Origin of the sequence: Microvirga subterranea, assembly GCF_003350535.1 — a bacterium.
GTDB lineage: Bacteria > Pseudomonadota > Alphaproteobacteria > Rhizobiales > Beijerinckiaceae > Microvirga > Microvirga subterranea.
Genome location: NZ_QQBB01000006.1, coordinates 394,533 through 420,068, shown reverse-complemented (window position 1 = coordinate 420,068; position 25,536 = coordinate 394,533). Strand labels below are relative to the sequence as shown.

Annotated in this window: 27 protein-coding genes; 19 read left to right on the top strand and 8 right to left on the bottom strand. The window is 66.6% G+C overall.

Annotated features, from left to right (window positions below):
• The 7 genes from DES45_RS17455 to DES45_RS17430 form a co-directional block, all read left to right on the top strand.
• On the top strand, positions 1-375 hold a 375-nt coding region (locus DES45_RS17455), incomplete at its 5' end, for a cbb3-type cytochrome c oxidase subunit I (protein ID WP_210210232.1).
• A 127-nt stretch (positions 376-502) separates the two neighbouring features.
• The gene (locus DES45_RS17450; RefSeq protein ID WP_114771288.1) at positions 503-1,459 is read left to right on the top strand and encodes a heme o synthase; all 957 of its coding nucleotides are present in this window, start codon (positions 503-505) and stop codon (positions 1,457-1,459) included.
• 3 nt (positions 1,460-1,462) lie between these two features.
• Positions 1,463-1,624, top strand: a complete 162-nt coding sequence (locus DES45_RS25215; protein WP_170151543.1) for a hypothetical protein — start codon at positions 1,463-1,465, stop codon at positions 1,622-1,624.
• Positions 1,625-1,632: 8 nt separating this feature from the next.
• Positions 1,633-2,226, top strand: coding sequence for a cytochrome c oxidase assembly protein (locus tag DES45_RS17445; RefSeq protein ID WP_114771287.1), 594 nt, complete (start codon positions 1,633-1,635; stop codon positions 2,224-2,226).
• Between the two features lie 68 nt (positions 2,227-2,294).
• Entirely contained in the window at positions 2,295-3,152 is an 858-nt protein-coding gene (locus tag DES45_RS17440) for a cytochrome c oxidase subunit 3 (RefSeq protein ID WP_114771286.1), read from the top strand.
• A gap of 122 nt (positions 3,153-3,274) precedes the next feature.
• Positions 3,275-3,646, top strand: a complete 372-nt coding sequence (locus tag DES45_RS17435; RefSeq protein WP_114771285.1) for a DUF983 domain-containing protein — start codon at positions 3,275-3,277, stop codon at positions 3,644-3,646.
• Positions 3,643-4,401, top strand: coding sequence for an SURF1 family protein (locus DES45_RS17430; protein ID WP_114771284.1), 759 nt, complete (start codon positions 3,643-3,645; stop codon positions 4,399-4,401). Before DES45_RS17435 ends, DES45_RS17430 begins: the two co-directional genes overlap by 4 nt.
• On the opposite strand, the gene DES45_RS17425 is transcribed toward DES45_RS17430, so the two are convergent.
• Entirely contained in the window at positions 4,389-4,745 is a 357-nt protein-coding gene (locus tag DES45_RS17425) for a hypothetical protein (RefSeq protein ID WP_114771283.1), read from the bottom strand. The two genes, DES45_RS17430 and DES45_RS17425, sit on opposite strands and share 13 nt — an antisense overlap.
• A 223-nt stretch (positions 4,746-4,968) precedes the next feature.
• On the opposite strand from DES45_RS17425, the gene DES45_RS17420 reads away from it, so the two are divergent.
• The 4 genes from DES45_RS17420 (at position 4,969) to DES45_RS17405 (ending at position 11,345) form a co-directional block, all read left to right on the top strand.
• Positions 4,969-5,496: a GNAT family N-acetyltransferase gene (locus DES45_RS17420; protein WP_114771282.1), complete on the top strand. Its 528-nt coding sequence runs from the start codon at positions 4,969-4,971 to the stop codon at positions 5,494-5,496.
• 73 nt (positions 5,497-5,569) lie between these two features.
• Positions 5,570-6,985 carry a threonine synthase gene (thrC, locus tag DES45_RS17415; RefSeq protein WP_114771281.1) on the top strand — a complete coding sequence of 472 codons (1,416 nt, stop codon included), beginning with the start codon at positions 5,570-5,572 and terminating at the stop codon, positions 6,983-6,985.
• Entirely contained in the window at positions 6,982-8,265 is a 1,284-nt protein-coding gene (locus tag DES45_RS17410) for a M16 family metallopeptidase (RefSeq protein ID WP_114771280.1), read from the top strand. The genes thrC and DES45_RS17410 overlap by 4 nt, the downstream gene beginning before the upstream one ends.
• Before the next feature lie 200 nt (positions 8,266-8,465).
• The gene (locus DES45_RS17405; RefSeq protein ID WP_173949471.1) at positions 8,466-11,345 is read left to right on the top strand and encodes an EAL domain-containing protein; all 2,880 of its coding nucleotides are present in this window, start codon (positions 8,466-8,468) and stop codon (positions 11,343-11,345) included.
• 15 nt (positions 11,346-11,360) lie between these two features.
• On the opposite strand, the gene DES45_RS17400 is transcribed toward DES45_RS17405, so the two are convergent.
• Entirely contained in the window at positions 11,361-11,969 is a 609-nt protein-coding gene (locus DES45_RS17400) for a YqgE/AlgH family protein (protein WP_114771279.1), read from the bottom strand.
• Positions 11,970-12,186: 217 nt separating this feature from the next.
• On the opposite strand from DES45_RS17400, the gene DES45_RS17395 reads away from it, so the two are divergent.
• Both DES45_RS17395 and DES45_RS17390 read left to right on the top strand, forming a co-directional pair.
• Positions 12,187-12,900 (top strand): protein-disulfide reductase DsbD domain-containing protein, encoded by a 714-nt coding sequence (locus tag DES45_RS17395; RefSeq protein WP_170151542.1) that lies wholly within the window; start codon positions 12,187-12,189, stop codon positions 12,898-12,900.
• A gap of 40 nt (positions 12,901-12,940) precedes the next feature.
• On the top strand, positions 12,941-13,423 hold the full coding sequence (locus DES45_RS17390) for a peroxiredoxin (RefSeq protein WP_114771277.1): 483 nt from the start codon (positions 12,941-12,943) through the stop codon (positions 13,421-13,423).
• A gap of 115 nt (positions 13,424-13,538) precedes the next feature.
• Here DES45_RS17390 and rnhA read toward each other — a convergent pair whose 3' ends face one another.
• From rnhA to ispH, 3 genes are read right to left on the bottom strand one after another with little or no spacing between them, the layout of a single operon-like run.
• Complete coding sequence (gene rnhA, locus DES45_RS17385; RefSeq protein ID WP_114771276.1) at positions 13,539-14,000, bottom strand: ribonuclease HI; 462 nt, start codon at positions 13,998-14,000, stop codon at positions 13,539-13,541.
• On the bottom strand, positions 13,997-14,962 hold the full coding sequence (locus tag DES45_RS17380; RefSeq protein ID WP_114771275.1) for a homoserine kinase: 966 nt from the start codon (positions 14,960-14,962) through the stop codon (positions 13,997-13,999). The genes rnhA and DES45_RS17380 overlap by 4 nt, the downstream gene beginning before the upstream one ends.
• A gap of 3 nt (positions 14,963-14,965) precedes the next feature.
• Positions 14,966-15,925 carry a 4-hydroxy-3-methylbut-2-enyl diphosphate reductase gene (ispH, locus tag DES45_RS17375; protein ID WP_114771274.1) on the bottom strand — a complete coding sequence of 320 codons (960 nt, stop codon included), beginning with the start codon at positions 15,923-15,925 and terminating at the stop codon, positions 14,966-14,968.
• Positions 15,926-16,069: 144 nt separating this feature from the next.
• Here ispH and DES45_RS17370 point away from each other — a divergent pair, with 144 nt between their 5' ends.
• The 3 genes from DES45_RS17370 to DES45_RS17360 are packed head-to-tail and all read left to right on the top strand — an operon-like array spanning position 16,070 to position 20,078.
• Positions 16,070-17,923 carry a monovalent cation:proton antiporter-2 (CPA2) family protein gene (locus tag DES45_RS17370; RefSeq protein ID WP_114771273.1) on the top strand — a complete coding sequence of 618 codons (1,854 nt, stop codon included), beginning with the start codon at positions 16,070-16,072 and terminating at the stop codon, positions 17,921-17,923.
• Positions 17,923-19,302, top strand: coding sequence for an MATE family efflux transporter (locus DES45_RS17365; protein ID WP_114771272.1), 1,380 nt, complete (start codon positions 17,923-17,925; stop codon positions 19,300-19,302). The genes DES45_RS17370 and DES45_RS17365 overlap by 1 nt, the downstream gene beginning before the upstream one ends.
• 38 nt (positions 19,303-19,340) lie before the next feature.
• A complete protein-coding gene (locus DES45_RS17360; RefSeq protein WP_170151541.1) occupies positions 19,341-20,078 on the top strand; it encodes a DUF937 domain-containing protein in 738 nt (245 codons plus the stop codon).
• A gap of 2 nt (positions 20,079-20,080) precedes the next feature.
• On the opposite strand, the gene DES45_RS17355 is transcribed toward DES45_RS17360, so the two are convergent.
• On the bottom strand, positions 20,081-20,410 hold the full coding sequence (locus DES45_RS17355; protein ID WP_114771270.1) for a DUF1127 domain-containing protein: 330 nt from the start codon (positions 20,408-20,410) through the stop codon (positions 20,081-20,083).
• A 264-nt stretch (positions 20,411-20,674) separates the two neighbouring features.
• Between DES45_RS17355 and DES45_RS17350 the strand changes: the two genes are divergently transcribed.
• A complete protein-coding gene (locus tag DES45_RS17350; RefSeq protein ID WP_114771269.1) occupies positions 20,675-21,565 on the top strand; it encodes a LysR substrate-binding domain-containing protein in 891 nt (296 codons plus the stop codon).
• A gap of 174 nt (positions 21,566-21,739) precedes the next feature.
• Here DES45_RS17350 and DES45_RS17345 read toward each other — a convergent pair whose 3' ends face one another.
• Positions 21,740-22,669 carry a DMT family transporter gene (locus DES45_RS17345; protein ID WP_114771268.1) on the bottom strand — a complete coding sequence of 310 codons (930 nt, stop codon included), beginning with the start codon at positions 22,667-22,669 and terminating at the stop codon, positions 21,740-21,742.
• 622 nt (positions 22,670-23,291) lie between these two features.
• Here DES45_RS17345 and DES45_RS17340 point away from each other — a divergent pair.
• Entirely contained in the window at positions 23,292-24,008 is a 717-nt protein-coding gene (locus DES45_RS17340; RefSeq protein ID WP_114771267.1) for a hypothetical protein, read from the top strand.
• A gap of 37 nt (positions 24,009-24,045) precedes the next feature.
• Here DES45_RS17340 and DES45_RS17335 read toward each other — a convergent pair whose 3' ends face one another.
• A complete protein-coding gene (locus DES45_RS17335) occupies positions 24,046-24,378 on the bottom strand; it encodes a hypothetical protein (RefSeq protein WP_245571765.1) in 333 nt (110 codons plus the stop codon).
• Positions 24,379-25,046: 668 nt separating this feature from the next.
• On the opposite strand from DES45_RS17335, the gene DES45_RS17330 reads away from it, so the two are divergent.
• Complete coding sequence (locus tag DES45_RS17330) at positions 25,047-25,526, top strand: toll/interleukin-1 receptor domain-containing protein (RefSeq protein ID WP_342633533.1); 480 nt, start codon at positions 25,047-25,049, stop codon at positions 25,524-25,526.
• Positions 25,527-25,536 lie beyond the last annotated feature (10 nt).

Below are 25,536 nucleotides of genomic sequence, written 5' to 3'. Positions count from 1 at the left end.
TACTGGTTCCCGAAGATCACCGGCTACGTCTATCCGGACTGGATCGGCCGCCTGCACTTCTGGATCTCCTTCATCGGAGCCAACGTGCTGTTCTTCCCGATGCACTTCCTGGGCCTCTCGGGCATGCCGCGCCGCTACGCCGACTATCCGGACGCGTTCGCCGGCTGGAACCTGGTCTCCTCGATCGGCTCCTACATCTTCTTCGCCGGCCTCTTCGTCTTCATCTTCGGCGTGATCCTTGCCTTCAGCCGCAAGGAGAAGGCCGCCGGCAACCCGTGGGGCGAAGGCGCCACGACTCTGGAATGGACGCTGCCCTCGCCGCCTCCGTACCACCAGTTCGAGACCCTGCCCCGCATCGTCGATACGGGTCACTAAAATCAGAGAGTCGGGCGGCATCATGCCGCCCGCTCCTCCCCCGAGAGCTTGCTATATGGAAGCTTTCCGGCGAGGAGCTGGCTCCAGGGGCTCCAGCCCTGCTCCAGCATTTCGAGAGTTCATCGACATGACCATTGCATCGAACAGTTTGACCGAAGCCCCCGCCGAGAGCCGCGTCACCGCGGGCGTTTCGCAGGGCGACGTGTCGGACTTCTTCGCCCTGCTCAAGCCGCGGGTGATGTTCCTGGTCGTGTTCACGGCCCTCGTTGGCATGGTCGTGGTCCATCCCGACGTGAACCCGGTCCTGGCCTTCGCGTCGCTCCTGATGATCGCGGTCGGCGGCGGCGCGTCCGGCTGCCTGAACATGTGGTGGGATGCGGACATCGACGCGGTCATGACCCGGACGCGCAAGCGCCCGATTCCGGCCGGCAAGATCCAGCCCGGCGAGGCCCTGGCCTTCGGCCTCACCCTCTCTGCCGGCTCCGTGATCGTGCTCGGCCTCGCCAGCAACTGGCTCGCCGCCGGGCTCCTGGCCTTCACGATCTTCTTCTACGTCGTCGTCTACTCCATGTGGCTGAAGCGCTCGACGCCCCAGAACATCGTCATCGGCGGCGCCGCCGGCGCCCTTCCGCCGATCGTGGCCCAGGCGGCCGTCACCGGCCATGTGGGCTGGGAGAGCGTCATCCTCTTCGCCATCATCTTCATCTGGACGCCGCCCCACTTCTGGGCGCTCGCGCTGGTCAAGTCGGGCGACTACGAGCGCGCCGGCATCCCCATGATGCCGAACGTGGCCGGCCCCGATTCCACCCGCCGCCAGATCCTGGCCTACACAATCCTGCTGGCGCCCCTCGGCCTCGCGCCCGTCCTCTACGGCTTCGGCGGCTTGGCCTATGCGATCATCGCCACGATCGGCGGGCTCGGCATGCTGGCGCTCGCGGCCCAGGTCTACCGCCTGCGCGAGGGCGAGCCGGCCATGCGCGTGGCCCAGCAGCTCTTCGGCTTCTCGATCCTTTATCTCTTCCTGCTCTTCGCCACCCTCCTGGCGGAGCATGGCCTCGGCTTCTTCCGGCCGGTGATGGGGTAAGCGATGGTTGACCAGATCCCCCCTCCCCGCCTGACTCCCGAGGAGCAGAAGCGCCGCCGCAAGCGCTCGCTCGTCATTGCCCTGACGCTTGGCGCGCTCGTCGTGCTGTTCTACGTGGTGACCATCGCCAAGATGGGACCGCAGGTCCTGCAAAGACCCTTGTGAGGCCGTCCATGACCGATCCGCTCCAGCTTCAACGGAAGATGCGCCGCACGGTCTACGCCTGCACCGGCATCGTCGTCGGCATGGTCGGGCTGGCCTATGCGTCGGTGCCGCTCTACGACCTGTTCTGCAAGGTCACCGGCTTCGGCGGCACGCCCGTCGTGCGCGCCAACAACAGCTCCGAGGTGGCCGACCGGATCATCTCGGTCCGGTTCGACGCCAACGTCTCGCCCGGCCTGTCCTGGCGGTTCTCGCCCGAGACGCCCGAGGTGAAGGTCAAGCTCGGCGAGACCACCACGGTCTACTACAAGGTCACCAATACGGGCGACAAGCCGGCCACCGGGATCGCCACCTACAACGTCCAGCCGGACTTGGCGGGCACCTATTTCTCCAAGCTGGAATGCTTCTGCTTCACCGAGCAGACGCTCAAGCCCGGCGAGACGATCGAATCGGCGGTCGTCTTCTACATCGACCCGCGCCTCGTCGAGGATGCGGACATCAAGGATCTCAGCTCCGTCACGCTCTCCTACACCTACTTCCCCTCAAAGGGCGGCAAGCCGGTGGCGGAGGCCGCGACATCATCACCGAAACCCATCGTTCAATAATCGACGTGACAAGCTAGACAGAAACGTCTTAAAGCGAGCGCACCTTCGAGGCACGGAGACGACACGAAATGGCCGAGGCCCACGCCAAGAACCACGATTACCACATCATCGACCCCAGCCCGTGGCCGCTCATCGGCTCGATCAGCGCCTTCCTGATGGCGTCGGGCTTCGTCACATGGTGGAAGGGCCTCGCCATCGCGGGCATGCATATCGGCGGCTTCATCTTCGGCGCCGGCATCATCGGCGTCATCTACACGATGATCAGCTGGTGGAGCGACGTGGTCCGCGAGGCCAACACGGGTTCCCACACCCGCGTGGTCCAGCTCCACCATCGCTACGGCATGATGATGTTCATCGCCTCCGAGGTGATGTTCTTCGTGGCCTGGTTCTGGGCCTATTTCGACGCCGCCCTCTACCCGAACGACCCGATGCAGTACGCCCGCGTCGAGGCGCTCGGCGGCATGTGGCCGCCCAAGGGCATCGAGACCTTCGATCCCTGGCACCTGCCCCTGCTCAACACCCTGATCCTGCTCACCTCGGGCACCACGGTCACCTGGGCGCACCACGCGCTCCTCGAGAACGACCGTCAGGGCCTGAAGGCCGGCCTCTGGCTCACGGTCCTGCTCGGCATCGTGTTCTCGTTCGTCCAGGCCTACGAGTACAGCCACGCCACGTTCGGCTTCAAGGGCAACATCTACGGCGCCACCTTCTTCATGGCGACGGGCTTCCACGGCGCCCACGTGATCATCGGCACGATCTTCCTGGCCGTCTGCCTGCTGCGCGCCTATCGGGGCGACTTCACGCCCAAGCAGCATCTCGGCTTCGAGTTCGCCGCCTGGTACTGGCACTTCGTCGACGTGGTCTGGCTGTTCCTCTTCGCCGCCATCTACGTGTGGGGCTTCGGGGGCCACGCAGCGGGTCACTGACGCCGCTCTCACCACGACCGACAAAAACGAGGGCGGCTGAAAAGCCGCCCTTCGCTTTTGGGCGTTGTCCCACCAACTGACAGGCACATCTTCCACAACGGAAGATCTCAGGAGTATCCACTTTGGCTCAGGATTCATCGGCTCCCTCCCCGGTCACCGCCGGCCTCCTGGGCAAGTGCCCGCGCTGCGGCAAGGGCCACATGTTCCAGGGCTTCCTGAAGGTGCGGCCGAGATGCGAGGTCTGCGGCCTCGACCTCGCCTTCGCAGATTCCGGCGACGGGCCCGCCTTCTTCGTCATGTCCATCGTGGGAATCGTCGTGGTGGCCCTCGCCCTGTGGGTGGAGTTCGCCTACGCGCCGCCGATCTGGCTCCACCTCGTCATGTGGTTCGCCCTGAGCGTCGTTCTCAGCCTCCTGCTGGTGCGGCCGTCGAAGGGCGTGCTCATGGCCCTACAGTACCACCACAAGGCCGAAGAAGGGCGGATCCAGAAGTGACCCGGCCTGCTGCGGCGCCGACCGCCCGCTCCCTCGTTGTTCCCGGCCTGGCGGCCCTGGTGGCCTTCGCGATCCTGATCGGGCTCGGCACCTGGCAGCTCCAGCGCAAAGGCTGGAAGGAAGACCTGATCGCCCGGATCGAGGCGCGCTCGCACGGGGAGCCCGGCGCGATCCTGCCGCCGGCCGAATGGTCCCGCTGGAACGCTACCGATGACGAGTTCCGCCGGGTCCGGGTGACCGGCACCTTCCTCCACCCGTTCGAGACCCCGGTCTACGGCCTGGCGCCGGGCCAGCGGGGAGCCCTGCAGGGCTATTACCTCATGACCCCGCTGCGCCTTTCGGACGGCGCCCTCGTCATGGTCAACCGCGGCTTCGTCCCGATGGAGCTGAAGGATCCCGCCAAACGGCCCGAGAGCCAGCCCGCCGGCGAGGTGACGGTCACCGGTCTGGTGCGCGCGCCCGAAGAGCGCAACGCCTTCACGCCGGCCGACGACCCTGCCAAGAACGCCTGGTTCGCCAGGGACCCGCAGGCGATCGCGCAAGGCCGGAACGCGGGTCCGGTCGCTCCCTTCTACGTGGAGGCGGACGCGACGCCCAATCCCGGCGGCTGGCCCAAGGGCGGCCAGACGAAATTCGACCTCCCCAACAACCACCTGCAATACGCCCTGACCTGGTACGGCATAGCCCTGACCCTCGTGGGCGTCTTCGCGGCCTTCGCCTGGCGACGCCTGCACCCGCTCTCTCAGCCGAGCTGAAACATCACAAAGAAGCCGAAGCCCAGGATGATCAGCCCGGCGCTGACGACCTTGGCGACGAAGAGCCATTTCAGGAGAGCCTCGGTCTCGGCACGGTGTCCCGCCCGCTCGGCCCGGCTCATCCGCTCACGGGCCTCCATCTGCTGCGCATAGAGTGACGTCGCCATGTAGTTGCTCACGGCACCATCCTTTTCCAGCTCGATGCGCTGCGCCATCACGCCGACGACGAGCCCGAGCACGCCAAGGCCCAGGAAGCCCGCCAGCAGGAAAGCGCCCAGCACCACGGCCGCCAGCGTGGCGACCAGGAACGGCAGCAGGATCCAGTCGGCTCGGGTCATGCGCATCGCGGTGGTCCTCCGGCCCATGGCCGAGCTTGGCTTGTCGGCGGGACGATAGTACCATGGCGCCCATGTTCGCCCTTCTTATGACCGCAGCTCATCTCATGACGCGCCTGGCAGGGCGTGCAGGAGAGGCTTTGCGCATCTGACGCGTGAGCATTTCCAAAGCCCTGCGGAGACGAGCAGGGCTTTTTCGGTTCCGTTCGCCTCCGCTTCCTAGGAGAGCACCATGGAGCCTCAACAATCCCCTTCCGAACCGCCGAACGACCGTGATGTTACGATTCGGGCCGTCCGTCTCGACGATTGCGAGCAGATCGCCGCGCTGGTGTCCCTGCCCGGCTTCCGCTTCGGAACCCTGGCCCTTCCGCACAGGACGCCCGAGGACGTCCGCAAGCGGATCGAGAGCGGGTCGCCTGCCGACGTCGGACTGGTGGCCGTCCACGACGGCACGATCATCGGCAATGGCGGCCTGACCCGCTTCCAGGGACGGCGCGCCCATGCGGCCAGCCTCGGCATGGGAATCCACGACGACTGGCGCGGCCGGGGCGTCGGCTCCAGGCTCCTGAATGAACTTCTGACAATCGCCGACGACTGGCTCGACCTGCGCCGGATCGAGCTGACGGTCTATGTGGACAACGCACCGGCCATTGCCCTCTACGAGCGCAACGGCTTCCGGGTCGAGGGAACCCACAAGGTCTTCGCGTTCAGGAACGGCTCCTATGTGGACGCCCACGCCATGGCGCGGCTGAAACCCTGACCCTGCGGCCGGATGCGGCTTGCCGTACCCGGCCGCGGCACCTAATGTCCCGCGGAATTTCAGGAGATCGACCGTGCTGCACGTCTCGACCCGGGGAGAAGCCCCGGCGCTCGGCTTTTCCGATGCCCTTCTGGCCGGCCTCGCCCGCGATGGCGGCCTCTACGTGCCCCAGACTTGGCCCACGCTACAGCCTGCGGCAATCCAGGCCTTTTCAGGCAAGTCCTACAGCGACGTGGCCAAGGCTGTGCTCGGCCCGCTGGTCGATGGTGACATCCCGGCGGCCGATCTCGGCCGCATGATCGACGAGGCCTACGCCACCTTCCGGCATGCCGCCACCTGCCCGCTCGCGCAGCTCGGCGACAACCTCTTCGTGCTGGAGCTCTTCCACGGCCCGACCCTCGCGTTCAAGGACGTGGCGATGCAGCTCCTCGGCCGCCTGATGGACCATGTCCTCAAGGCGCGGGGTGCCAGGGCCACGATCGTCGGTGCCACCTCCGGCGACACGGGCAGCGCCGCGGTCGAGGCCTTCAAGGGCCTGGAGCAGGTCGACGTCTTCATCCTCTACCCCCATGGCCGCGTGTCGGATGTGCAGCGGCGGCAGATGACCACGGTCGCCTCGCCGAACGTCCATGCGCTCGCGGTCGAAGGCACCTTCGACGACTGCCAGTCCATGGTGAAGGGCATGTTCAACCATGCCCGCTTCCGCGACGAGCTTCAGCTCTCGGGCGTGAACTCCATCAATTGGGCCCGCGTGGCCGCGCAGGCGGTCTACTACTTCACGGCCGCCGTCAGCCTCGGATCGCCGCACCGCCCTGTCTCGTTCTCGGTCCCGACCGGCAATTTCGGCGACATCCTCGCCGGCTGGGTGGCCAAGCGCATGGGGCTCCCGATCGAGCGGCTGATGATCGGCACCAATGCCAACGACATCCTGGCCCGCACGCTCAGCTCCGGTTCCTACGAAATCAAGGGCGTGCGGCCGACCGCCTCGCCCTCCATGGACATCCAGATCTCGTCCAACTTCGAGCGGCTGCTTTTCGAGGCCTACGGGCGCGACGCCGGCGCGATCCGGCGCCTGATGGCGAATCTCGCCCAGTCCAAGGCCTTCCTGGTCGATGCCGAGCCCCTTGCGCGCATCCGCCGGGAATTCTCGGCCGAGGCCGTGGACGAGACGAACGTGGCGGCCGAGATGGCCGAGACCTTCCGGTCGACAGGCTACGTGCTCGACCCGCACACCGCCGTCGGCACCCGCGCCGCCCGGGCGCTGCTGCGCGAGCGGCCGGAGGTTCCGGTCGTGGCGCTCTCCACGGCGCATCCGGCCAAGTTCCCCGACGCGGTCGAGCGCGCCACGGGCATCCGCCCGGCCCTTCCCCCGCACATGGCCGATCTCATGGAGCGTCAGGAGAGCTTCACGGTCCTCCCGAACGACCAGAGCGCCGTCGAGCGCTTCATTCGCGACCGCGGCCGTGCGGTCAGGGGCGCGGCCGCATGAACCATCACTTCGTTCGCGAAAAGCGGATCGACATCACCCGGCTCGCCAACGGACTGACGGTCGCGACCGAGCAGATGCCGGAGATCGCGACCGCGACGCTGGGCGTTTGGGTCGGCACCGGCTCGCGTCACGAGACGGCTCATGAGCACGGCCTGTCGCATCTCATCGAGCACATGGCCTTCAAGGGCACCACGCGCCGCTCCGCACGCCGGATCGCCGAGGACATCGAGAACGTCGGCGGCGACATCAATGCCGCGACCAGCGTCGAGTACACGAGCTACACCGCCCGCGTCCTCGGCGAGAATGTGGACGTGGCTCTCGACGTCCTCGGCGACATCCTCATCCACTCGGCCTTCGAGGCCGGCGAGCTTGCCCGCGAGAAGGGCGTGATCCTGCAGGAATACGCCGCCGTCGAGGACACGCCGGACGACCTCGTCTACGACGCCTTTATGGAAACCGCCTATGCGGGGCAGCCGATCGGCCGGCCGATCCTGGGCACGCCCGAGACGATCAAGAGCTTCGACGAGGCGACGATCCGCGCCTTTCTGGCGCGCGAGTACACGCCCGGAAAAATGGTCCTTGCGGCCGCCGGCGATGTGGACCATGCCCGGATCGTCGAGATGGCCGAGCGCCATTTCGGGTCCATGCCGTCCGCCCCGCTCCGCGAGCCGGAGGCGGGAGTCTACTCGGGCGGCGAACGGCGCATTTCGCGCAAGCTCGAACAGGCGAACATCGTGCTCGGCCTGCCGGGCCTCTCCTTCAAGGACCCGGGCTACTATGCAACCCATCTCTTCGCCCACATCCTCGGTGGCGGGCTGACGTCCCGGCTCTGGCACGAGGTGCGGGAGAATCGCGGCCTCGCCTATTCGATCGATTCCTTCCATTGGCCCTTCTCGGATACGGGCCTGTTCGGCATCGGGGCCGGAACGGCCGGCTCCGACGTGGCCGAGCTGATGGACGTCACGCTCGCGACCATGCGGCAGGCCACGCAGGACATCAGCGAGATCGAGATGACCCGGGCCAAGGCCCAGATGAAGGTCGCGCTCCTGACCGCCCTGGAGACGCCGGGTGGCCGGATCGAGCGCGTCGCCCGGCAGCTTCTGTCCTGGGGACGCGTGATCCCGAGCGACGAGATCGTGCTGAAAGTGGATGCTCTGACCGTGGAGCAGGTTCGCGAGGCGGGGCAGCGTCTTCTCCATGGGGAGCCGACGCTCGCGGCAATCGGCCCCATCAAGGGCCTGCCCTCCTTGGCGCGCATCAAATCAGGCCTGATCGGCTGAGATTTTCCCGCCTCGACCTTCCCCAAGGTCAAGCTTGTCGCTCCTCAATCCCGCCGCAAAGTGGCTCCATGGCCGCTTGCTGACACCCACCTGAGTCTTGCGGACAAGTCGGGCCGGCCCCCGACTTCGCCTTGCCCTCAAGCCTCCTGACCGGTACCAATTTCATTCCATTTTGTCGTACCGGACGAAAGACCGAAGCGTTGCGGATCGTTTCTTTCGCCATAACCTTCCTTTTGGCGGCATTCCTTTGTCTCGCGGGGAGTTCCAGCGGCTGGGCCGTGGAATCCGTTCGCGTCGACCCGAAGATGAGAGCCATCGATCTCACCCCGATGGTCGAGCGGTACCGCTCGGACGGGGACGAGATCCGCATTTCCACGGCACCCGGCCGGGACGGCATCGTCCGCCGCATCGCCGTGAAGGCCCGCGAATCCGGCACGCGGCCGGACTGGATCGTGTTCGCGCTCACCAACGACACGGACGAGCAGGTGGACCGGCTTCTGGTGGCGCCGCACTTCCGTCTCACGGGCTCGGGCGTGATCTGGCCGGACCTGGGCTCGTCGCGCATTGCGGCGATCACCGCGAGCCAGGGCATCCGGCCCGAGCGCGACGACAGCGCCGATGCGGACATCTTCCTCATCACCCTGGACCCGGGCACCACGGTCACCTTCGTGGCCGAGCTGCGCTCCACGGACCTTCCCCAGCTCCATCTGTGGGATGCGGACGCCTACAAGGAGCGCATCAACGGCCTCACCCTCTACAAGGGGATCATCATCGGCATCGCGGGCCTGCTGGCCCTGTTCCTGACGATCATCTTCGTGGTCAAGGGCGCCCTGATCTTCCCGGCGGCGGCGGCGCTGGCATGGGCGGTGCTCGCCTATGCGTGCATCGACTTCGGGTTCTTCCAGCGCATCTTCCCGATCACGGAGACCACCGAGCAGATCTATCGCGCCGGCGCGGAGGCCGTGCTCGCCGCGACGCTCCTGGTGTTCCTGTTCGCCTATCTCAACCTCAACCGCTGGCACGTGCGCTACAGCCACGTGGCGACCTTCTGGCTCGCCTTCCTGGGCACCCTCGTGGCGCTCGCGATCGTTGATCCGCCGGTGGCTTCGGGCGTGGCGCGCATCTCCATCGCGGCGGTCGCCGGCATCGGCTTCGTGTTGGTCCTCCATCTGGCGACCCACGGCTACGACCGGGCCGTGATGCTGGTGCCGACCTGGCTGCTGCTCATCGCATGGGTGGTGGCCGCAAGCTTCACGGTGCTGGGACAGCTTCCCTCCGATCTGGTGCCCCCGGCCCTCGTGGGCGGCCTCGTGCTGATCGTCATGCTGATCGGCTTCACGGTGATGCAGCACGCCTTCGCGGGCGGCGCCTTCGCCCACGGGCTCGTCAGCGACACGGAGCGGAGGGCGCTGGCCCTGTCGGGCGCGGGCGACATCGTGTTCGACTGGGACGTCGCGTCCGACAAAATCTTCGTCAGCCCCGAGGTGGAGCACCAGCTCGGCCTGAAGCGCGGCGCCCTCGAGGGGCCGGCTTCGGCCTGGCTCGACCTGATCCACCCGTTCGACAGGGACCGCTACCGGGCCGCCCTCGATGCGGTGATCGAGCAGCGCCGCGGGCGCCTGTCGCAGGACTTCCGCCTGCGCTCGGCCTCCGGCTCCCATCACTGGTACCGCCTGAAGGCCCGCCCGGTCATCGGCTCCGACGGCGAGGTGATGCGCATCGTCGGCACCCTCTCGGACGTCACCGATGCCAAGACCGCCGAGGAGCGCCTGCTCTACGATGCGGTGCACGACAACCTCACGAGCCTGCCGAACCGCCAGCTCTTCTACGATCGCCTCGAGGCGGCGCTCACCTTCGCGAGCCAGGACGATTCCTTGCGTCCGACCGTGCTGGTGATCGACATCGACAAGCTCAAGAACGTCAACGATGCGGTGGGCTATGCGGCGGGCGATTCGATCCTGCTCACCCTGTCCCGAAGGCTCGGACGCCTGCTCCGGCCGCAGGACACCCTCGCGCGGATCTCCGGCGACGAGTTCGCCATGATCCTCCTCTCCGAGCGCGAGCCGGACCGCATCATCGCCTTCGCCGACATGGTTCGGCGGGCGGTGACGACGGCGATCACCTATGCGGAGCGTGAGATCTTCCTCACCGCCTCCATCGGTCTCGCGCTGCACGATCCGCAGATCGCCGCGCGCCGCGAGGAGGTCCTGCGCAACGCCGAGATCGCGATGGCGCATGCCAAGCGTCACGGCGGAGACCGGATCGAGGTGTTCCGGCCGACCATGAGGTCCGACCGGAGCGACCACTTCACCATGGAGTCCGACCTTCGCCGGGCGATCGACCGCAACGAGATGAAGGTCCTGTTCAAGCCGATCGTCAGGCTCGAGGACCGCACGATCGCGGGCTTCGAATCCATGCTGCGCTGGGACCATCCCCGCCTGGGGCGCATCGGGCCGGAGGATTTCCTGTCGATCGCCGAGGAGACCGGCCTGATCTTCAACCTGAGCATCTTCCTGCTGGAGCAGACCGCCCGCGAACTGGCCGCATGGCAGAACGCCCTCGAGGTGGACCCGCCGATCTTCGCCTCGGTCAACATGTCGAGCCAGCACCTGCTGCGTCACGACCTTCTCCAGGACGTGAAGGCGGTGATCACCCGCAACGGGGTCCTGCCGGGCTCGCTCAAGATCGAGATGACCGAGAGCCTGGTGATGGAAAACCCGGAATACTCGGCCCAGATGCTCGCGCGCCTGAGGGATCTCGGTGCGGGCCTGTCGCTCGACGATTTCGGCACCGGCTATTCGGCCCTGTCCTACCTGCTGCGCTTCCCGTTCGATACGATCAAGGTGGACGAGTCCTTCGTGCGCCAGATGGCTGGCGGCAAGCCGGTCATCCTGCGCTCCATCGTCAAGATGGCGCACGAGCTCGGCATGGAGATCGTGGCGGAGGGCGCGGAGACCGAGTCGGAGGCGATCGAGCTCTACCAGCTCGGCTGCGAATACGCGCAGGGTCCTGTCTTCGGAGAGCCCATGTCGACGCTCCAGGCCCGCCAGCTCGTCGGAGCGGCGCCGGAGGCGGCCTGAGGGAACGCGTGAGGGTTAAGCGTGGCCGGCCTGCATCGACAGCATGGCGGGCTCGATGCCGATCCGGCGCAGGGCCATCTCATAGCGGGTGTCGACGGAGGTCTTGAAGATCAGCTCGGCGTCGGCCGGGCAGTTGAGCCAGCCGTTGGACTGCATCTCGAGCTCGAGCTGCCCGGCGCCCCAGCCGGCATATCCCAAGGCCAGGACCGCATTTTCGGGCCCGTTGCCGCGGGCGATGGCGCGCAGGATGTCCACCGTGGCCGTCAGGCAGACGCTGTCGTCGATCGGCAGGGTCGACTGGGCGATGTGGAAGTCCGGCGAATGGAGGACGAACCCCCGGCTCGTCTCGACCGGGCCGCCCATGAGCACCTGCATCTGGCCCACCTTCTGCGGCAGGCTGATGCGCTCCAGCTCCGGAATGATCTCGAGCTGGACCAGGAGGTCCGGCATGTTCACGTTCGAGGCGGGCCGGTTGAGCACGATTCCCATCGCCCCTTCCGAGGAATGGGCGCAGACATAGATCACCGCCCGGGCGAAGCGCTCGTCCGTCATCCCCGGCATGGCTACGAGGAACTGGCCGTCGAGGAAGGTGGAACCGGCAGTGAAGGTCGTCGTCTGAATCATGTCTCGACTTCTGCATTGCAGGCCCAACCCGATCACGGGATCGTGGATGGCCTGCCCGAAAATAACCCGCATAAGGGAAGCGCGTCAGGGAGGCGTCAGTTCCATGGCAATCATGTTCCGCACCGTCACAGCGGCCCTTTTTTTGATATTGTGCTTTTTTCCCGCCGCCGCCCAGTCCCCCTCGGCCTCCCCCTGGGTTCAGGGCCTTCACTCTCGCGTGCGTCTGATCGCCGGCGGCCTCGACGGCGCGCAGCATCTCGCCGGCATCGAGATCACGCTCGATCCCGGGTTCAAGACCTACTGGCGGACCCCTGGCGATTCCGGGCTGCCCCCGAACTTCGACTGGTCCGGGTCGGAGAACGTCGCGACGGTCGAGCTTCGCTGGCCCGCGCCCAAGCGCCAGGAGGATGCGGGCGGCGTCGCCTATGTCTATGGCGGCAACCTCGTGCTGCCCGTGCTGGTCACGCCCAGGGAGCGTGACAAACCCGTCAACCTCAGGCTCGCCATCGATTACGGGGTCTGCAAGGACATCTGCATCCCGGCCCGGGCCGAACTGTCCGAGGCTCTACCAGCCGATGGCGCCCATCGTGATGCCATCGAGGGTGCTCTGGCTCACGTGCCAAGGCCACAACCCTTGGATGCCCGGGCTGCTCTCGCCATTGTGGGAATCGAACAGGCCGCGCAGGACAAATCCGCCTTCCGCGTGACCGTCCGAGCCCCGGACGGAGCCAAGCCGACCCTTTTCGCGGAAGGCCCGGAAAACTGGTATCTCTCCACCTCGTTCCCGGATGCTGGAAACACCTTCACGGTCACGGTCGAAGACCGGCCGAAGGACGCCACAGGCCCGATTCCGGTACGCCTGACCCTTGTGGCAGGTCCTCACGCGATCGAAACCGAAGTCCGTCTCGACGCCGGCCAGCAGCCACGCTAGTGAGGAGCTGGATTCCGGCACAGCGTTTGGAGAAGAGCCGATGACGATTCAGGTTGGAGACAGTCTGCCCCAGGCCACGTTCCGCATCATGACGGCGGAGGGCCCGGTGGCGAAGACCACGGACGATCTCTTCAAGGGCCGCAAGGTCGTGCTCGTGGCCGTTCCCGGCGCCTTCACGCCGACCTGCCACCGCAACCACCTGCCGGGCTACGTCGAGAAGCTGAGCGAGATCAAGGCGAAGGGCGCAGACGCCGTGCTCGTGACCGCCGTCAACGACGTGTTCGTCATGGACGCCTGGGCAAAGTCCGCAGGCGCCGAGGGCATCGAGTTCCTATCGGACGGCAACGGCGATTTCGCCAAGGCGATCGGCCTGTCGATGGACGGCACGGGCTTCGGCCTCGGCATCCGCTCCCAGCGCTACTCGATGGTGGTCGACGACGGCGTCGTGAAGGCGCTCAACGTCGAGGATGCGCCCTCGAAGGCGCAGATCTCGGGCGCCGAGAACCTCCTGAAGGACCTCTGATTCCGACTTCGGGCGGCTTTAGAGCATCGGACTCGAATTCGAGTCCGATGCTCCGAGCTTTTACTTAGACGCATCTTTTCACGCAAAACCGGTTCCCACTTTTGCGTTCGATGCTCTAGGCCGCCCCCCTGCCCTTCTTGAACGGACGCATGGCCGCCACGGCCAGCTCGTCGACCCGGATGTTGGTCGGGTCGTCCGCATGGCCCTTGACCCAGTGCCACGATACCTGATGGCGCGAGGCCGCCTCGTCGAGCGCCCGCCACAGGTCCTCGTTCTTCACCGGCTTGTTGTCGGCGGTGCGCCAGCCGCGCCGCTTCCAGTTGTGCATCCAGGCCGTGATGCCTTGGCGGACATATTGGGAGTCCGTGTAGAGATCGACCGTGCAGGAGCGCTTGAGGGCGTTCAGCCCCTCGATCGCCGCGCGGATCTCCATGCGGTTGTTGGTGGTGTGCGGCTCGCCGCCCGAGACCTCCTTCTCGGTTCCCTTGAAGAACAGGATGGCGGCCCAGCCGCCCGGCCCCGGATTTCCCGAGCAGGCTCCGTCCGTGTAGATCAGCACGCGTTCGTCCTGGCTCATGCGTCGAGCCCGTATTCGCGCGCGTGCCGCACGTGCTTGTGGAAGTTCAGCTTGCGGTCGTATTCCAGCGGGTCCTTGGGCTTCACGAGCGCGCCGGGCGGCACGTTGAGCCAGTCGACCAGCCGGGTCAGCATGAAGCGCATGGCCGAGCCGCGGCAGAGAACCGGCAGGGCCTCGACCTCGTCGGGCGAGAGCCGCCGCACGGACTGGTAGCCGGCCAGCATCGCCCGTCCCTTGGTCAGGTTGAACGAGCCGTCGGTCTCGAAGCACCAGGCGTTGAGGCAGATCGCGAGGTCGTACGCCAAGGCGTCCGTGCAGGCGAAGTAGAAGTCGATCAGCCCTGACACCTCGGGACCGATGAAGAAGACGTTGTCGGTGAAGAGATCCGCGTGGATGACCCCGGTCGGCAGCCCTTGGGGCCAGGCGCCGGCCAAGTGGTCGAGCTCCCGCCGGGTCCGCTCGGCCAGACGGTCCGATACGGTGTCGGCCTGCGCCTCGGCCTGGGCGAACAGGGGCGCCCAGGCGTCGAGGGACAGGGAATTGGGGCGGGCCATCGGGAAGTCCTCGCCCGCCAGGTGCAGCCGGGCGAGAGCCGCGCCGAGGGCGGCGCAATGCTGCGCGCTGGGCCGGCGGACCGCGATGCCGTCGAGGAACGTGATGATGGCGGCCGGCCGCCCGGCCAACCGCCCGAGCGGCTCGCCCTGGCGGTTGCCGACCGGCAGAGGGCAGTTCAGCCCCTTCCGGGCGAGGTGCTGCATGAGGGCGAGGAAGAACGGCAGATCCGCCTCCCGCACCCGCTTCTCGTAGAGGGTGAGGATGTAGGTTCCGCCCGTCGTGTGAAGGAAATAGTTCGTGTTCTCCACGCCCTCGGCAATGCCCTTGTAGGACAGGACCGTGCCGATGTCGTAGGTGGCGAGGAAAGCTGAGAGCTCCTCGTCGGGGACTTCCGTGTAGACTGCCACTCTTTACTCCGCCGCGTGCTCGCGAAGCTCGCGAGGCAGAGGAAAGAAGACGCTTTCATCCGCCGTCGAAACGCTTTCCACCGACACCGCATATCGTTCGGCGAAGGCGTCGATGATCTCCTCCACCAGAATTTCGGGAGCCGAGGCTCCCGCCGTGATCCCCAGCCGCCGGATGCCGCCGAAGACGGACCAGTCGATGTCGTCCGCCCGCAGGATGAGACGGACGGTGGGACAGCCCTCACGCTCGGCGACCTCGCGCAGGCGCTGCGAATTGGAGGAGTTCGGAGAGCCTACCACGATCATGGCGTCCACCGACGGCGCAACCCGCTTCACCGCCCCCTGGCGGTTGGTGGTCGCGTAGCAGATGTCTTCCTTGTGCGGGCCGACGATGGCGGGGAAGCGCGCCTTCAGGGCGTCCACCATCTCCTGGGTGTCGTCCACCGACAGGGTCGTCTGGGTCACGAAGGCGAGATTGTCAGCGTCCGCCGGCGCGAGCCGCGCGATGTCGTCCACGGTCTCGACCAGGGTCGTGGCTCCGTCCGGGAGCTGGCCCATGGTGCCGACGACCTCCGGATGGCCCGCGTGGCCGATGAGGATGATGTGGCGGCCGCGCTTATGGTGGACCTGCGCCTCCCGATGGACCTTGGTGACGAGCGGACAGGTCGCATCGATGGCGAAGAGCCTGCGGGCGAGGGCCGATTCGGGAACGGACTTGGGAACTCCGTGGGCCGAGAAGATCACCGGAGCATCGCCGTCGGGAACCTCGTCGAGCTCCCGCACGAAAACCGCTCCCTTCCGCTTGAGGTTCTCCACCACGTATTTGTTGTGCACGATCTCGTGGCGGACATAGACGGGCGCCCCGTGGATCGCGAGCGCCTTCTCGACGGCGTCGATGGCGCGGACCACCCCGGCGCAGAAGCCGCGCGGGGCGCAAAGGAGAATGTCGAGAGGCGGCTTCGTCATGATGCGGCGATGTGGCGAGAGCGAACCCTTCCTGTCAAGCGGGAGCGACGCTTATTCGCGCCCAAGCTCATGCTCAAGAAACGCTCGCTCTTCGGGAAAAGACTCCCTAGAAAGGTGGACGTTAGGTCATATCACCGAATTCCCATGGCAAGCGCGGCCTCCCACGTCAGTTTTCTCCCTCCCATCCTGACCTTCTGCGGGGCAGCGGCCGTGGCCGTTCCCCTGTTCAGGTTCATTGGGCTTAGCGCCGTGCTGGGCTATCTGGCCGCCGGGGTCGTGATCGGCCCGTCGGGGCTCGGCCTGGTCGGGGATCCCGAAACCATCGTGACGGTCGCGGAGCTCGGGGTCGTCCTGCTTCTCTTCATCGTCGGGTTGGAACTCAAGCTGTCCCACCTCTGGTCGATGAAGCGGGACATCTTCGGCCTGGGCTTCGCGCAATTGGCGATCACGGCCCTGTGCCTGGGCAGCGCGTCCTTCTGGATCGGCTTCGGCCCCCAGGCCGCCTTCGTGACCGGGATCGCCGTGGCCCTCTCGGCAACGGCCATCGCGCTCCAGATGCTCGGAGAGCGAAACGATCTCCAGACGGCCTACGGCCAGCGCTCCTTCGCGATCCTGCTCTTCCAGGATATTTCCGTGGTGCCGGTTCTGGCCATCCTGCCGGTCCTGGCGTCCGGAGCGACGGCCATGGAGGAGGTGACGCTCTCGGACCGTCTCGTCACGTTCGGCCAGACCGTCGCCGCGATCGCGGCGGTCGTGCTGGTCGGCCGCTATGGCCTCAACCCGTTCTTCCGAATCCTCGCCCGCAGCGGCGCCCGCGAGGTGATGACGGCCTCGGCGCTCCTTGTGGTCCTTGGCGCAGCCCTGCTGATGCAGGAGGTGGGCCTCTCCATGGCCATGGGGGCCTTCCTGGCAGGCCTGCTGCTGGCCGAGTCGAATTTCCGGCATCAGCTCGAAGCCGATATCGAGCCCTTCCGCGGCATGCTGCTCGGCCTGTTCTTCATGAGCGTGGGCATGTCCATCGACCTTTCGCTCGTGGTGCAGCAATGGCGCATGCTCGCCATCGCGGCGCCGTGCGTGATCGTCGCGAAGACGCTCATCATCGCGATCTTGTCCCGCCTGTTCGGCGCCTCGTGGCGGGAAGGGCTACGGTCGGGGGCGCTCCTGTGCACGGCCGGCGAGTTCGCCTTCGTCCTGCTGCCGGTGGCGACCGGGCTCGGCATGATGCCGTCGAGCCAGGCCCAGCTCGTCACCGCATTGGCGGCGATCACCATGCTGCTCGGGCCGATCGCCTCGACCCTGCTCGAACGGGCGCTGGCCCGCCGTCATGGAGCCGACCTCACGGCCGGACCCGACGATCTGCACGGCCACGAGGGCGAGTTGGCGAGCCGCGTTCTCGTGATCGGCTTCGGCCGCTTCGGCCAGATCGTGAATCAGGTGCTCCTCGCCCAGGGCATCGAGGCGACCGTCATCGACAAGGACGTGGAGCGCATTCGCGATGCCAGCCGCTTCGGGCTCAACGTCTATTTCGGCGACGGCACACGGCTGGACGTGCTGCGCGCGGCAGGCGCCGAGAGGGCCGAGATGATCTGCGTCTGCACCGACGAGCCGGAGATCACGCTCAAGATCGTCGAGATCATCCATGAGAATTTCGGCAACGCCCGAAGTTTCGTGCGCGCCTACGACCGCATCCACGCGGTCGAGCTCATGAAGCACGATGTCGACTACCAGATACGCGAGGCTTTCGAATCCGCCATCACGTTCGGACGCGTGGCGCTCGAGGAGCTCGGCACGCCGGCGGACGCCGCGGCCCGCACGGCTGCCGACATCCGCAAGCGCGACACCGCCCGTCTCGTGTTGCAGAAGGAGGTCGGCGCGATGGGCGGCGCGGAACTCGTCGTCGGGGCGAAGATCACACCGGAGCCCCTGATGGAACCTGCCGGCAAGGCACGTGCGCTCAGCGAGGAAACGCGCGACATCCTCGGCGAAGGGGTCATCTGATGGACGCAGCACCTGCGGGGAAGACGGCGGAGCAGCCGGACCCGCCGCCCCGTTTCGTGGTCGGCTCGACCCTGCGCCACGTCCTGGTGATGACGGCCACGGGAACGGCCGGGCTCATCGCGATCTTCATCGTCGACCTGGTCTCCCTTCTGTACATCTCCTGGCTCGGCGACCCGAGCCTGACGGCCGGCGTGGGCCTCGCGACCGTGCTCATGTTCTTCACGGTCTCGATCAATGTCGGGCTGATGATCCCGATCGGGGCGCTCGTCTCGCGCGCGCTCGGCGCCCGGCGGCCCGAGGATGCCCGGCGTCTCGCGACGTCGTGCAGCATCCTCATGGCGGTGCTGGCGACGCTGGTCAGCATCGTGCTCCTGCCTCTGCTGCCCTGGATCCTTCGCGCGCTGGGAGCACACGGGCAAACGCTCACCGTCGCGCACAACTTTCTCCTGATCGCTTTGCCGACCAACGTGCTGATGGCGCTCGGCATGGCCTTCTCGACGATCCTGCGGGCGGCAGGCGACGCCAAGCGCAGCATGTACGCCACCCTGTCGGTCGCCGCCGTGACGGTGATCCTCGACCCGGTGCTGATCTTCGGCCTCGACCTCAGGACGAACGGCGCAGCCATCACGATCAACATCGCCCGCGTCGTCTATCTCGTGGTCGCCTATCTGTTCGTCACGCGCTTCCATGGCCTGCTGACGAGGCCGAACCTGAAGGGTGTCATGGCCGATGCGCGGCCGTTCTCAGCGATCGCCGTGCCGGCGATCCTCACCAACATCGCGGCCCCGGCCGCGAACGCGTTCTTCACCAGCATCATGGCCCGCTTCGGCGACCCGGCCATCGCCGCCTCGGCCATCATCGACCGCGTGACACCTGTCGCGTTCGGAGGCCTGTTCGCCCTGGCCGGCGCCATCGGTCCGGTCCTCGGGCAGAACTGGGGAGCGCAGCGCTACGACCGCATGAAGCAGGTCCTGAAGGATGCCCTCAACTTCACGATCATCTACGTGGCCTGCGTCTGGATGATCCTCTACCTGGTCCGGGTCCCGATCACGGATGCGTTCCACGCGCAGGGGCTGACGGCCGAGCTCGTCCAGTTCTTCTGCCAGCTCAGTGGGCCGATCTGGTTCTTCGTCGGCCTGGTCTTCGTGTCGAACGCCTCGTTCAACAACCTCGGCTATCCGCTGTTGTCGACCTTCTTCAACTGGGGCCGGGCGACCTTGGGCATGATCCCGTTCGCCTATTTCGGCGCCGAGATCGGGGGCCCTAAAGGCGCCCTGATCGGCATCGGGCTCGGCTCGGTCGCCTTCGGCATTGCGGCCATCATCACTGCGTTCTGGACAATCCGGCGCCTGGAGAGGCAAGCTAGCGCCTCTTCGTGACCGACAGGACCGGGCGGCCGCGCATGAAGGAGCCGACGATGTTCAATTGGTTCGATCTGATGCGCCAAGCTCAAACGAGTGCGGCCTTCTCGATGCTGGCGAACCAGTACCAGCTGTCCAGCGAGCAGACCCAGAAGGCGATGGCCGCCCTGCTGCCGGCCTTCGCCATGGGCCTCCAGCACGCCGGAGCCCCCAACGACCCGGGCCGGCTCATGCAGTCCATGATGAGCAGCGCCTACCAGAATTTCTGGCAGGGCGCCGGACAGGCCTTTTCGTCCCAGGCCCAACAGGAGGGCCGGCGCATGCTCGACCAACTCTTCGGCTCGGACGAGGTCACCCGCCGCGTGGCCCACCAGGCGGCCGACTACGTGGGCGTGAGCGTCGAAACCATGCAGCAGATCCTGCCGCTCATGACGGGGATCCTGGCAGGCGGCATGTACCAATGGATGGCCCAGCAGGGCCGCGCGTTCCAGGCGACGGTTCCTCAAAGTCCCGCGGCGCCTCCGCCGTCAAGCGACAACCCGACGGATCCCTGGGGCCAGCTCTGGGCGATCTGGATGAAGGCCGCGACCCCGGAGAAGAAGCCCGAGCCCCATCCCTTCGAGGAGCTGATGGCGGCCTTCATGCCGCCCCAGACCAAGCCGCCTCAGCCGCAGCAGCCCCCTCCTCCGGCGCCATGGGCCGAGATGATGGAGACGGGACGCGACATGCAGCAGCAATATCTCGCGTCCCTTCAGTCAATCTTCGAAGAGGCTTCGAAAAAGCCTGAGAAGTAGCCTCAGACTGATGCTCGGACGGACCGGGTCACGAGAGGAACCACCGGACGGACCGGACGTGCCGGAGGAACGGCCCGCTCGGCTCGCGAATGGCGCTCGGCCGATCGCACCAACACCATGGATGGGTTGTGGAGCAAGGATTCCGACAGGGCGCCTTGAACGTCCCCGCGCGTGAGGCCGATGTCCTTCAGCATGCGGTCGTCGAGCTCCGTCAACGCCTTGATCTCATGGCGCTGCCTGAGGTTCCTGACGAGTTCACGACCGGTGCGGGAGACCCACTGGACGAGGACCCGCCCGGAAAGCGATGTGGCTGAACCGATGGACCCGACCATGGCTGTTCTCCTTACGATACGTCAAATGAAACGGCGTTTCAGCGGTGTTTCACGTTGTTTCAGGGTTGTTTCAGGGTTGTTTCACTTTGTTTCGGGGATGTTTCCAGGGCAGTGCCCCTCTCCGCGAAAACACTGCTCAAGCCCTTGTAAATCAACAAGAATTCATGTTTTTCACGAGATGAATATAGCAAAGCCATTTCATCACTTGAAACGATTGTTTGAGATATGTATCATCACATGAATTGATATGGGGAGCCGGACGCCATGCATCTTCTCGACATCGACCAGCTGCGGACCTTCGTGGCCATCTCGGACACGGGGTCGTTCACCCGGGCGGCGGAGATCGTGCACAAGACGCAGAGCGCCGTCTCCATGCAGATGAAGCGCCTTGAGGACCGGGTCGGCCGGCCGATCTTCGAGCGCGACGGACGTCTGTCCAAGCTCACGGAGGAAGGCGAGCGCCTGCTCGACTACGCGCGCCGCATCGTGCGGCTGAACGCCGAGTGCATGGCCTCGTTCAACGACAACGAGCTCAGCGGCCGGGTCCGCCTCGGCCTGCCCGACGACTACGCGGACCGATACCTGCCCGAGATCCTGGCGCGTTTCTCGCGCTCGAACCCGAAGGCCGAGGTGACGGTCATGTGCGAGCCCACGCACAACCTGATCGAGCGCATCCAGCACGGGGACCTCGACCTCGCGATCATCACCCATGTGGACCGGCGCGGCCCGTCCGACATCGTGCGCATCGAGCAGCTGCTCTGGGTGACTTCCGCCCGCCACGGGGTGCACGAGGAGAGCCCGGTGCCGCTGGCCCTCGGCCGCCCCAACTGCGACTGGCGCCACTCGGCCACGGAGGCGCTGGAGAGCGCGGGCCGCGCCTTCCGCATCGCCTATGTGAGCTGGCACTCGACCGCGGTCGGCGCGGCGGTGCTGTCGGGGCTTGCGGTCTCGGTGCTGCCGGAGAGCGCGGTGCGGCCGGGCATGCGCATCCTCGGCCCCTCCGATGGCTTCCCGGCCCTGCCCTCGTGCAAGATCGGCCTGATCCGCGCCCGCGGCGAGGAGAGCCCGCTGGCGGACGCGCTCTGCTTCCACATCAAGCAGTCGCTCGACAATCTCGGCTCGACCCGCACGGTCTTCCCGGCGGCGGCGGAATAGAACCGAGCCCTTTTCCTCCCGCCCTCATCCGGAGGAGCCGCAAAGCGGCGTCTCGAAAGATGCTTCCAGTGTGCACCGGAGGCGCCTCGTCCTTCGAGACGCAGCCTTACGGCTGCTCCTCAGGATGAGGCTGCGGGACAGCCATTCCGCAACATGAGGGCTATGGCCCGATCGTCACGCCTTCGCGGCCGGCCGCCGCAGCACCAGCACGTTGCCGCCGAGCGCCAGAGCGGCGCCGGCGACGGCGAGCGGCGTCCACACATAGCCCTCGAGCAGGGTCGAGACGGCGAGCGCCACGATCGGGAACAGCACCGTCGCATAGCCCGCCCGCGCAGCGCCGAGCCGCCGCAGCAGGGTGAGATAGGCCGCGAACGCGATCACCGACGCCCCGATGGCCAGGAAGAGCAGCGAGCCCACGTACTTGGCGGTCGGCTCGATGATGAAGGCGTTGCCGCGCACCAGGTTGATCACGAACAGCACCAGCGTGCCGTAGGTCATGCCCCAGGCATTGGCCGAGAGCAGCGGCACGCCGCGCTTCTGGACCACGGTCGACATCATGTTGCCGGAGCAGAAGAACAGGGTGCCGATCACGCACAACCCCAGGCCCCACAGGGCGGCCGCGTTGAAGCCCGCGCCCGTGATCTCGGGCCAGAACAGCAGGCCCACGCCCGCGAAACCGATCACGCCGCCGAGCGCTAGGCGCGGCTCGACCCGCTGCCGGAACAGCAGGAACCCGAGCACCAGGTTGAACACGGAGGCCAGCGAGAACACCACGGAGAGCAGGCCCGACGGGATCGGGATCGCCCCGTAGTAGAAGCAGATGAAGTTGAACGAGAACAGGCAGCAGCCGAGCACCGCGAAGCGCAGGTGATCGGCGATGGAAAAGCGCATCGGCTTGCCCGTGGCGAGCACCCAGACCCACATCACGCCGGCGGCGAGCACGAAGCGCCACAGCACCGACATCTCCGGCGCCACGATGCCGACCTGCGCCTTCATGCCGATCCAGCTCACGCCCCACATGAAGACCGTGATGACGTAGAGCCCGAGGGTGGTGCCGTCGAAACGGGCGGGCGCTTGGCCCGGCAGGGCGGTGGCATGGGACATGGGAGCTGACCTTGTGAAGGCCATCGATGTACGCCGGATCTTTCATCAGCACAAATGATGAAATGTCATCGAACTTGGCTGAAACGGTGATGAAACGGAGTTTTGCGAAACACCTCCTGAAACACCCCTGAAACAACGTGAAACAAACCTGAAATATCGTGAAACAAGCCTGAAACGCGTTTCATCCCCCTCTCCTCCCATCGACTTATCCACAACCTGCGGGAAATGAACGAGCACTGCTCAACCCAAGCTTGACGGAAGCATTCGCCATGTTATGATGTTCACGTTTTGTACTCACCTAATGATTGCCCCTGACATGTTCGAGCTTTTGCGACTGACCGTTCACAGACCGTCCGATCCAGCGCGAGACTCCGCCACTCCGCCGAAACCGCCTATGCCCGCCGGATCGTCAGAGCCCGAGCCGCCCCGACCCGCCTGCGCGCCCCTGCCGGCCTCCCCGACCCGGCCGGTCGAGGCAGGTCCGCCTGTCGCCCCTGAGGGCTCCGCCCGGCCGGGTGGCGGCGGCCCACCAACCTCCCCCGCGACATCCGATGCGCGAACGGGAGGTCCGCCGCCCGCCGGGCAGACGCCCCCTTCCCGACCCGCGCCGGCCGCCTCCGCCATGGCCGCACAGGATGCCCTGCCGGACGGCCGCCCGGCTTCCGCGCCGCCGCCCGAAGGAGACCGCCCGACGGATCGCTCCGCCCCGCCACGGCCCGAAGGCTTCCCGGCGGCCGACGCCGCGCCGCCGCAGCCCACGAGGGCTTCCGTCCAGGCGGGGATGGACCCCATGCCGGCGGAACGGTGCGGCCCGGCCGAAATCCCCTCCCCGGCCGAGGGCGAGACCGGTGGCCGGCTCCCGCCCGAGCGCATCGCCGAGATGCGGGCGCTGGTGGAGGGCTCCACCTTGTCCTACAGGCGCATCGGCGCGGAGCTGGGCCTCGCCGCGGCGACCGTCTGGCGCTATGCGGCCGACGGCCAGTGGCGCCGTCCACCCGACGCGGGCCGGCAGGGCCGCATCGCCCGCCACCGGGACAAGACCACCGAGAAGCTGTGGAAGCTCGCCGCCCGCCACGCGGCCACGCTGGAGGAGCAGGATCCCGAGGTTACCCGCCAGTCCCTGCAGCCCCTGGCGAGCCTCACCCGGGCGCTGGGCACCCTCTCGCCGAAGCCGGGTCCCGGCCCCGCGCCGGAGGAGGAGCCCCCGCCCGAGAGGCCCCCGCGCTCCATTCACGAGCTGCGCGACGAGCTGGCGGCTCACCTCGCCCGCATCGACCGGGAGGAAGCGGAGTGGTGGGACCGCCACGCCTGGCACTTCGAGCATGGCGCGGGGATCTGACGCCGGCCGCGCTTGCCGAAGGACGATGGTTTGCCGCTCAATCGAGCTCCGCCAGTTCGCGCGGCGGGTTCGACCGGTCGAGGGGGATCGGCTCGGCGCCGTGGCGGATGACAAGCCACCGGCCGTCCTCGTCCTGCGCCACGCCGTAGACCAGCAGGCTCTTCGGAGCTTCAGGCGGCGGCGTTCGCAGGGCTGCGATGTCGCGCAGGGTCCGCAGCACCAGCCACGCGATCCCGAGGATCGTCGCCGGCACCAGGAGAAGCCAGAGCGCCTGGATCGCTTCGGACGAGGTGTGAAACTTGTTCAGCAGATCGGCGAACGCGCTGTAGGCCTGCGGCTCCATCGGCAACTCCCTTTTGGAAGCAGCCACCAGGAACGCCCTGGTGGCCGGGGAGTAGTAAGACCGCCTGTAGACGGCCGCATTGACCTTTAGGCTTGCGCCCTGGACATGCGCCAATACCTCCCCGACCCTAAGGCGAGGGAGGCACCATTGCGGTCGGTGCCGACCGCTACAGGAGGGGCTTACTAGACCCCGGAGCCGGGTGCGTCCGGCTTCACCGCCGAGATAACACGCGGAGAGGGCGAGAGGTCAATGGTGGCGGCAAGTCATGGCACCACCCTTCTTGTCATTCCGGCGCGCACCGCACGTCCGCGCCGGAATGACAAGGGCCTCACGAAGCAGGGAAACCTAGGTCGTGAACCCATAAACCGAATGACCTAGAATGGTTGAAATCGAGCCAAAGCCAAGGAGGCGAAGTCGCTTTGTGCCAGCGGTTGAAATCAGAAAAGATTCCTGATACCGATGGTTGTATGGCAAGATGCACAGCACCAATACAAGGCCATCGCTCAGCTAGCGGCGCAGCGGCCTGCCCCGCATGTGGTGGTAGCCGCTTTCGCAGCTACAGCGGCTACAGCGGCTACGGGTCGTACTCTTCTCCTTCTTTCTCCTCTTCGGGGAGCAGTAGGGCTGGCGGGAGCAGCGGCGGCGGGACCGGCAGCAGCGCAAGGCCGCGCTGGTCGCGGGCCGGTTCGTCCGTGGTGTACACGCCTGCCGAGGTGCGGGCACTCACGCCGGTCCGTGACAGCGTTGAGAAGCGGGCGTCCCTGCCTGATCTTCGGGACGTCTTTCTCTGCCATGCGTGGGACGACCGCAAAGGGATTGCCAAGGAGTTGCACGATCTGCTTGAGGCACGCGGTGTCTCGGTCTGGTTCAGTGAGAAGGACGTCGCTCTCGGCACGTCGTTGCTCCGCGAAATCGACAAGGGATTGGCGAAGTCGCGAGTCGGGGTTGTGCTGGTGACCCCCGCGTTGCTGCGCCGCGTGCAAGGAGAGGGCATCGCCGACAAAGAGCTTTCGGCACTCCTAGCGCGTGACCTGCTCGTTCCCATCGTGCATGACACGACGTATGAAGCTCTCCGCGAAGTTAGCCCTCTGCTCGGCTCGCGAAGCGGCTTGAGCACTAAAGATGATCCGATAGCAGATGTCGCGGCTAAGCTAGCGGAGCTGGTCGCCATCTAGCTCTATTGCC

Coding starts and splice junctions, on each gene's coding strand:
- rnhA (WP_114771276.1), bottom strand. CDS start 14,000: ATGAGCCAGGACGAACGCGTGCTGATCTACACGGACGGAGCCTGCTCG.
- DES45_RS17340 (WP_114771267.1), top strand. CDS start 23,292: ATGGCCGCACAGGATGCCCTGCCGGACGGCCGCCCGGCTTCCGCGCCG.
- DES45_RS17370 (WP_114771273.1), top strand. CDS start 16,070: ATGGCAAGCGCGGCCTCCCACGTCAGTTTTCTCCCTCCCATCCTGACC.
- DES45_RS17390 (WP_114771277.1), top strand. CDS start 12,941: ATGACGATTCAGGTTGGAGACAGTCTGCCCCAGGCCACGTTCCGCATC.
- DES45_RS17420 (WP_114771282.1), top strand. CDS start 4,969: ATGGAGCCTCAACAATCCCCTTCCGAACCGCCGAACGACCGTGATGTT.
- DES45_RS17350 (WP_114771269.1), top strand. CDS start 20,675: ATGCATCTTCTCGACATCGACCAGCTGCGGACCTTCGTGGCCATCTCG.
- DES45_RS17355 (WP_114771270.1), bottom strand. CDS start 20,410: ATGGTCGGGTCCATCGGTTCAGCCACATCGCTTTCCGGGCGGGTCCTC.
- DES45_RS17445 (WP_114771287.1), top strand. CDS start 1,633: ATGACCGATCCGCTCCAGCTTCAACGGAAGATGCGCCGCACGGTCTAC.
- DES45_RS25215 (WP_170151543.1), top strand. CDS start 1,463: ATGGTTGACCAGATCCCCCCTCCCCGCCTGACTCCCGAGGAGCAGAAG.
- DES45_RS17450 (WP_114771288.1), top strand. CDS start 503: ATGACCATTGCATCGAACAGTTTGACCGAAGCCCCCGCCGAGAGCCGC.
- DES45_RS17440 (WP_114771286.1), top strand. CDS start 2,295: ATGGCCGAGGCCCACGCCAAGAACCACGATTACCACATCATCGACCCC.
- DES45_RS17410 (WP_114771280.1), top strand. CDS start 6,982: ATGAACCATCACTTCGTTCGCGAAAAGCGGATCGACATCACCCGGCTC.
- ispH (WP_114771274.1), bottom strand. CDS start 15,925: ATGACGAAGCCGCCTCTCGACATTCTCCTTTGCGCCCCGCGCGGCTTC.
- DES45_RS17425 (WP_114771283.1), bottom strand. CDS start 4,745: ATGCGCATGACCCGAGCCGACTGGATCCTGCTGCCGTTCCTGGTCGCC.
- DES45_RS17345 (WP_114771268.1), bottom strand. CDS start 22,669: ATGTCCCATGCCACCGCCCTGCCGGGCCAAGCGCCCGCCCGTTTCGAC.
- DES45_RS17365 (WP_114771272.1), top strand. CDS start 17,923: ATGGACGCAGCACCTGCGGGGAAGACGGCGGAGCAGCCGGACCCGCCG.
- DES45_RS17360 (WP_170151541.1), top strand. CDS start 19,341: ATGTTCAATTGGTTCGATCTGATGCGCCAAGCTCAAACGAGTGCGGCC.
- DES45_RS17400 (WP_114771279.1), bottom strand. CDS start 11,969: ATGATTCAGACGACGACCTTCACTGCCGGTTCCACCTTCCTCGACGGC.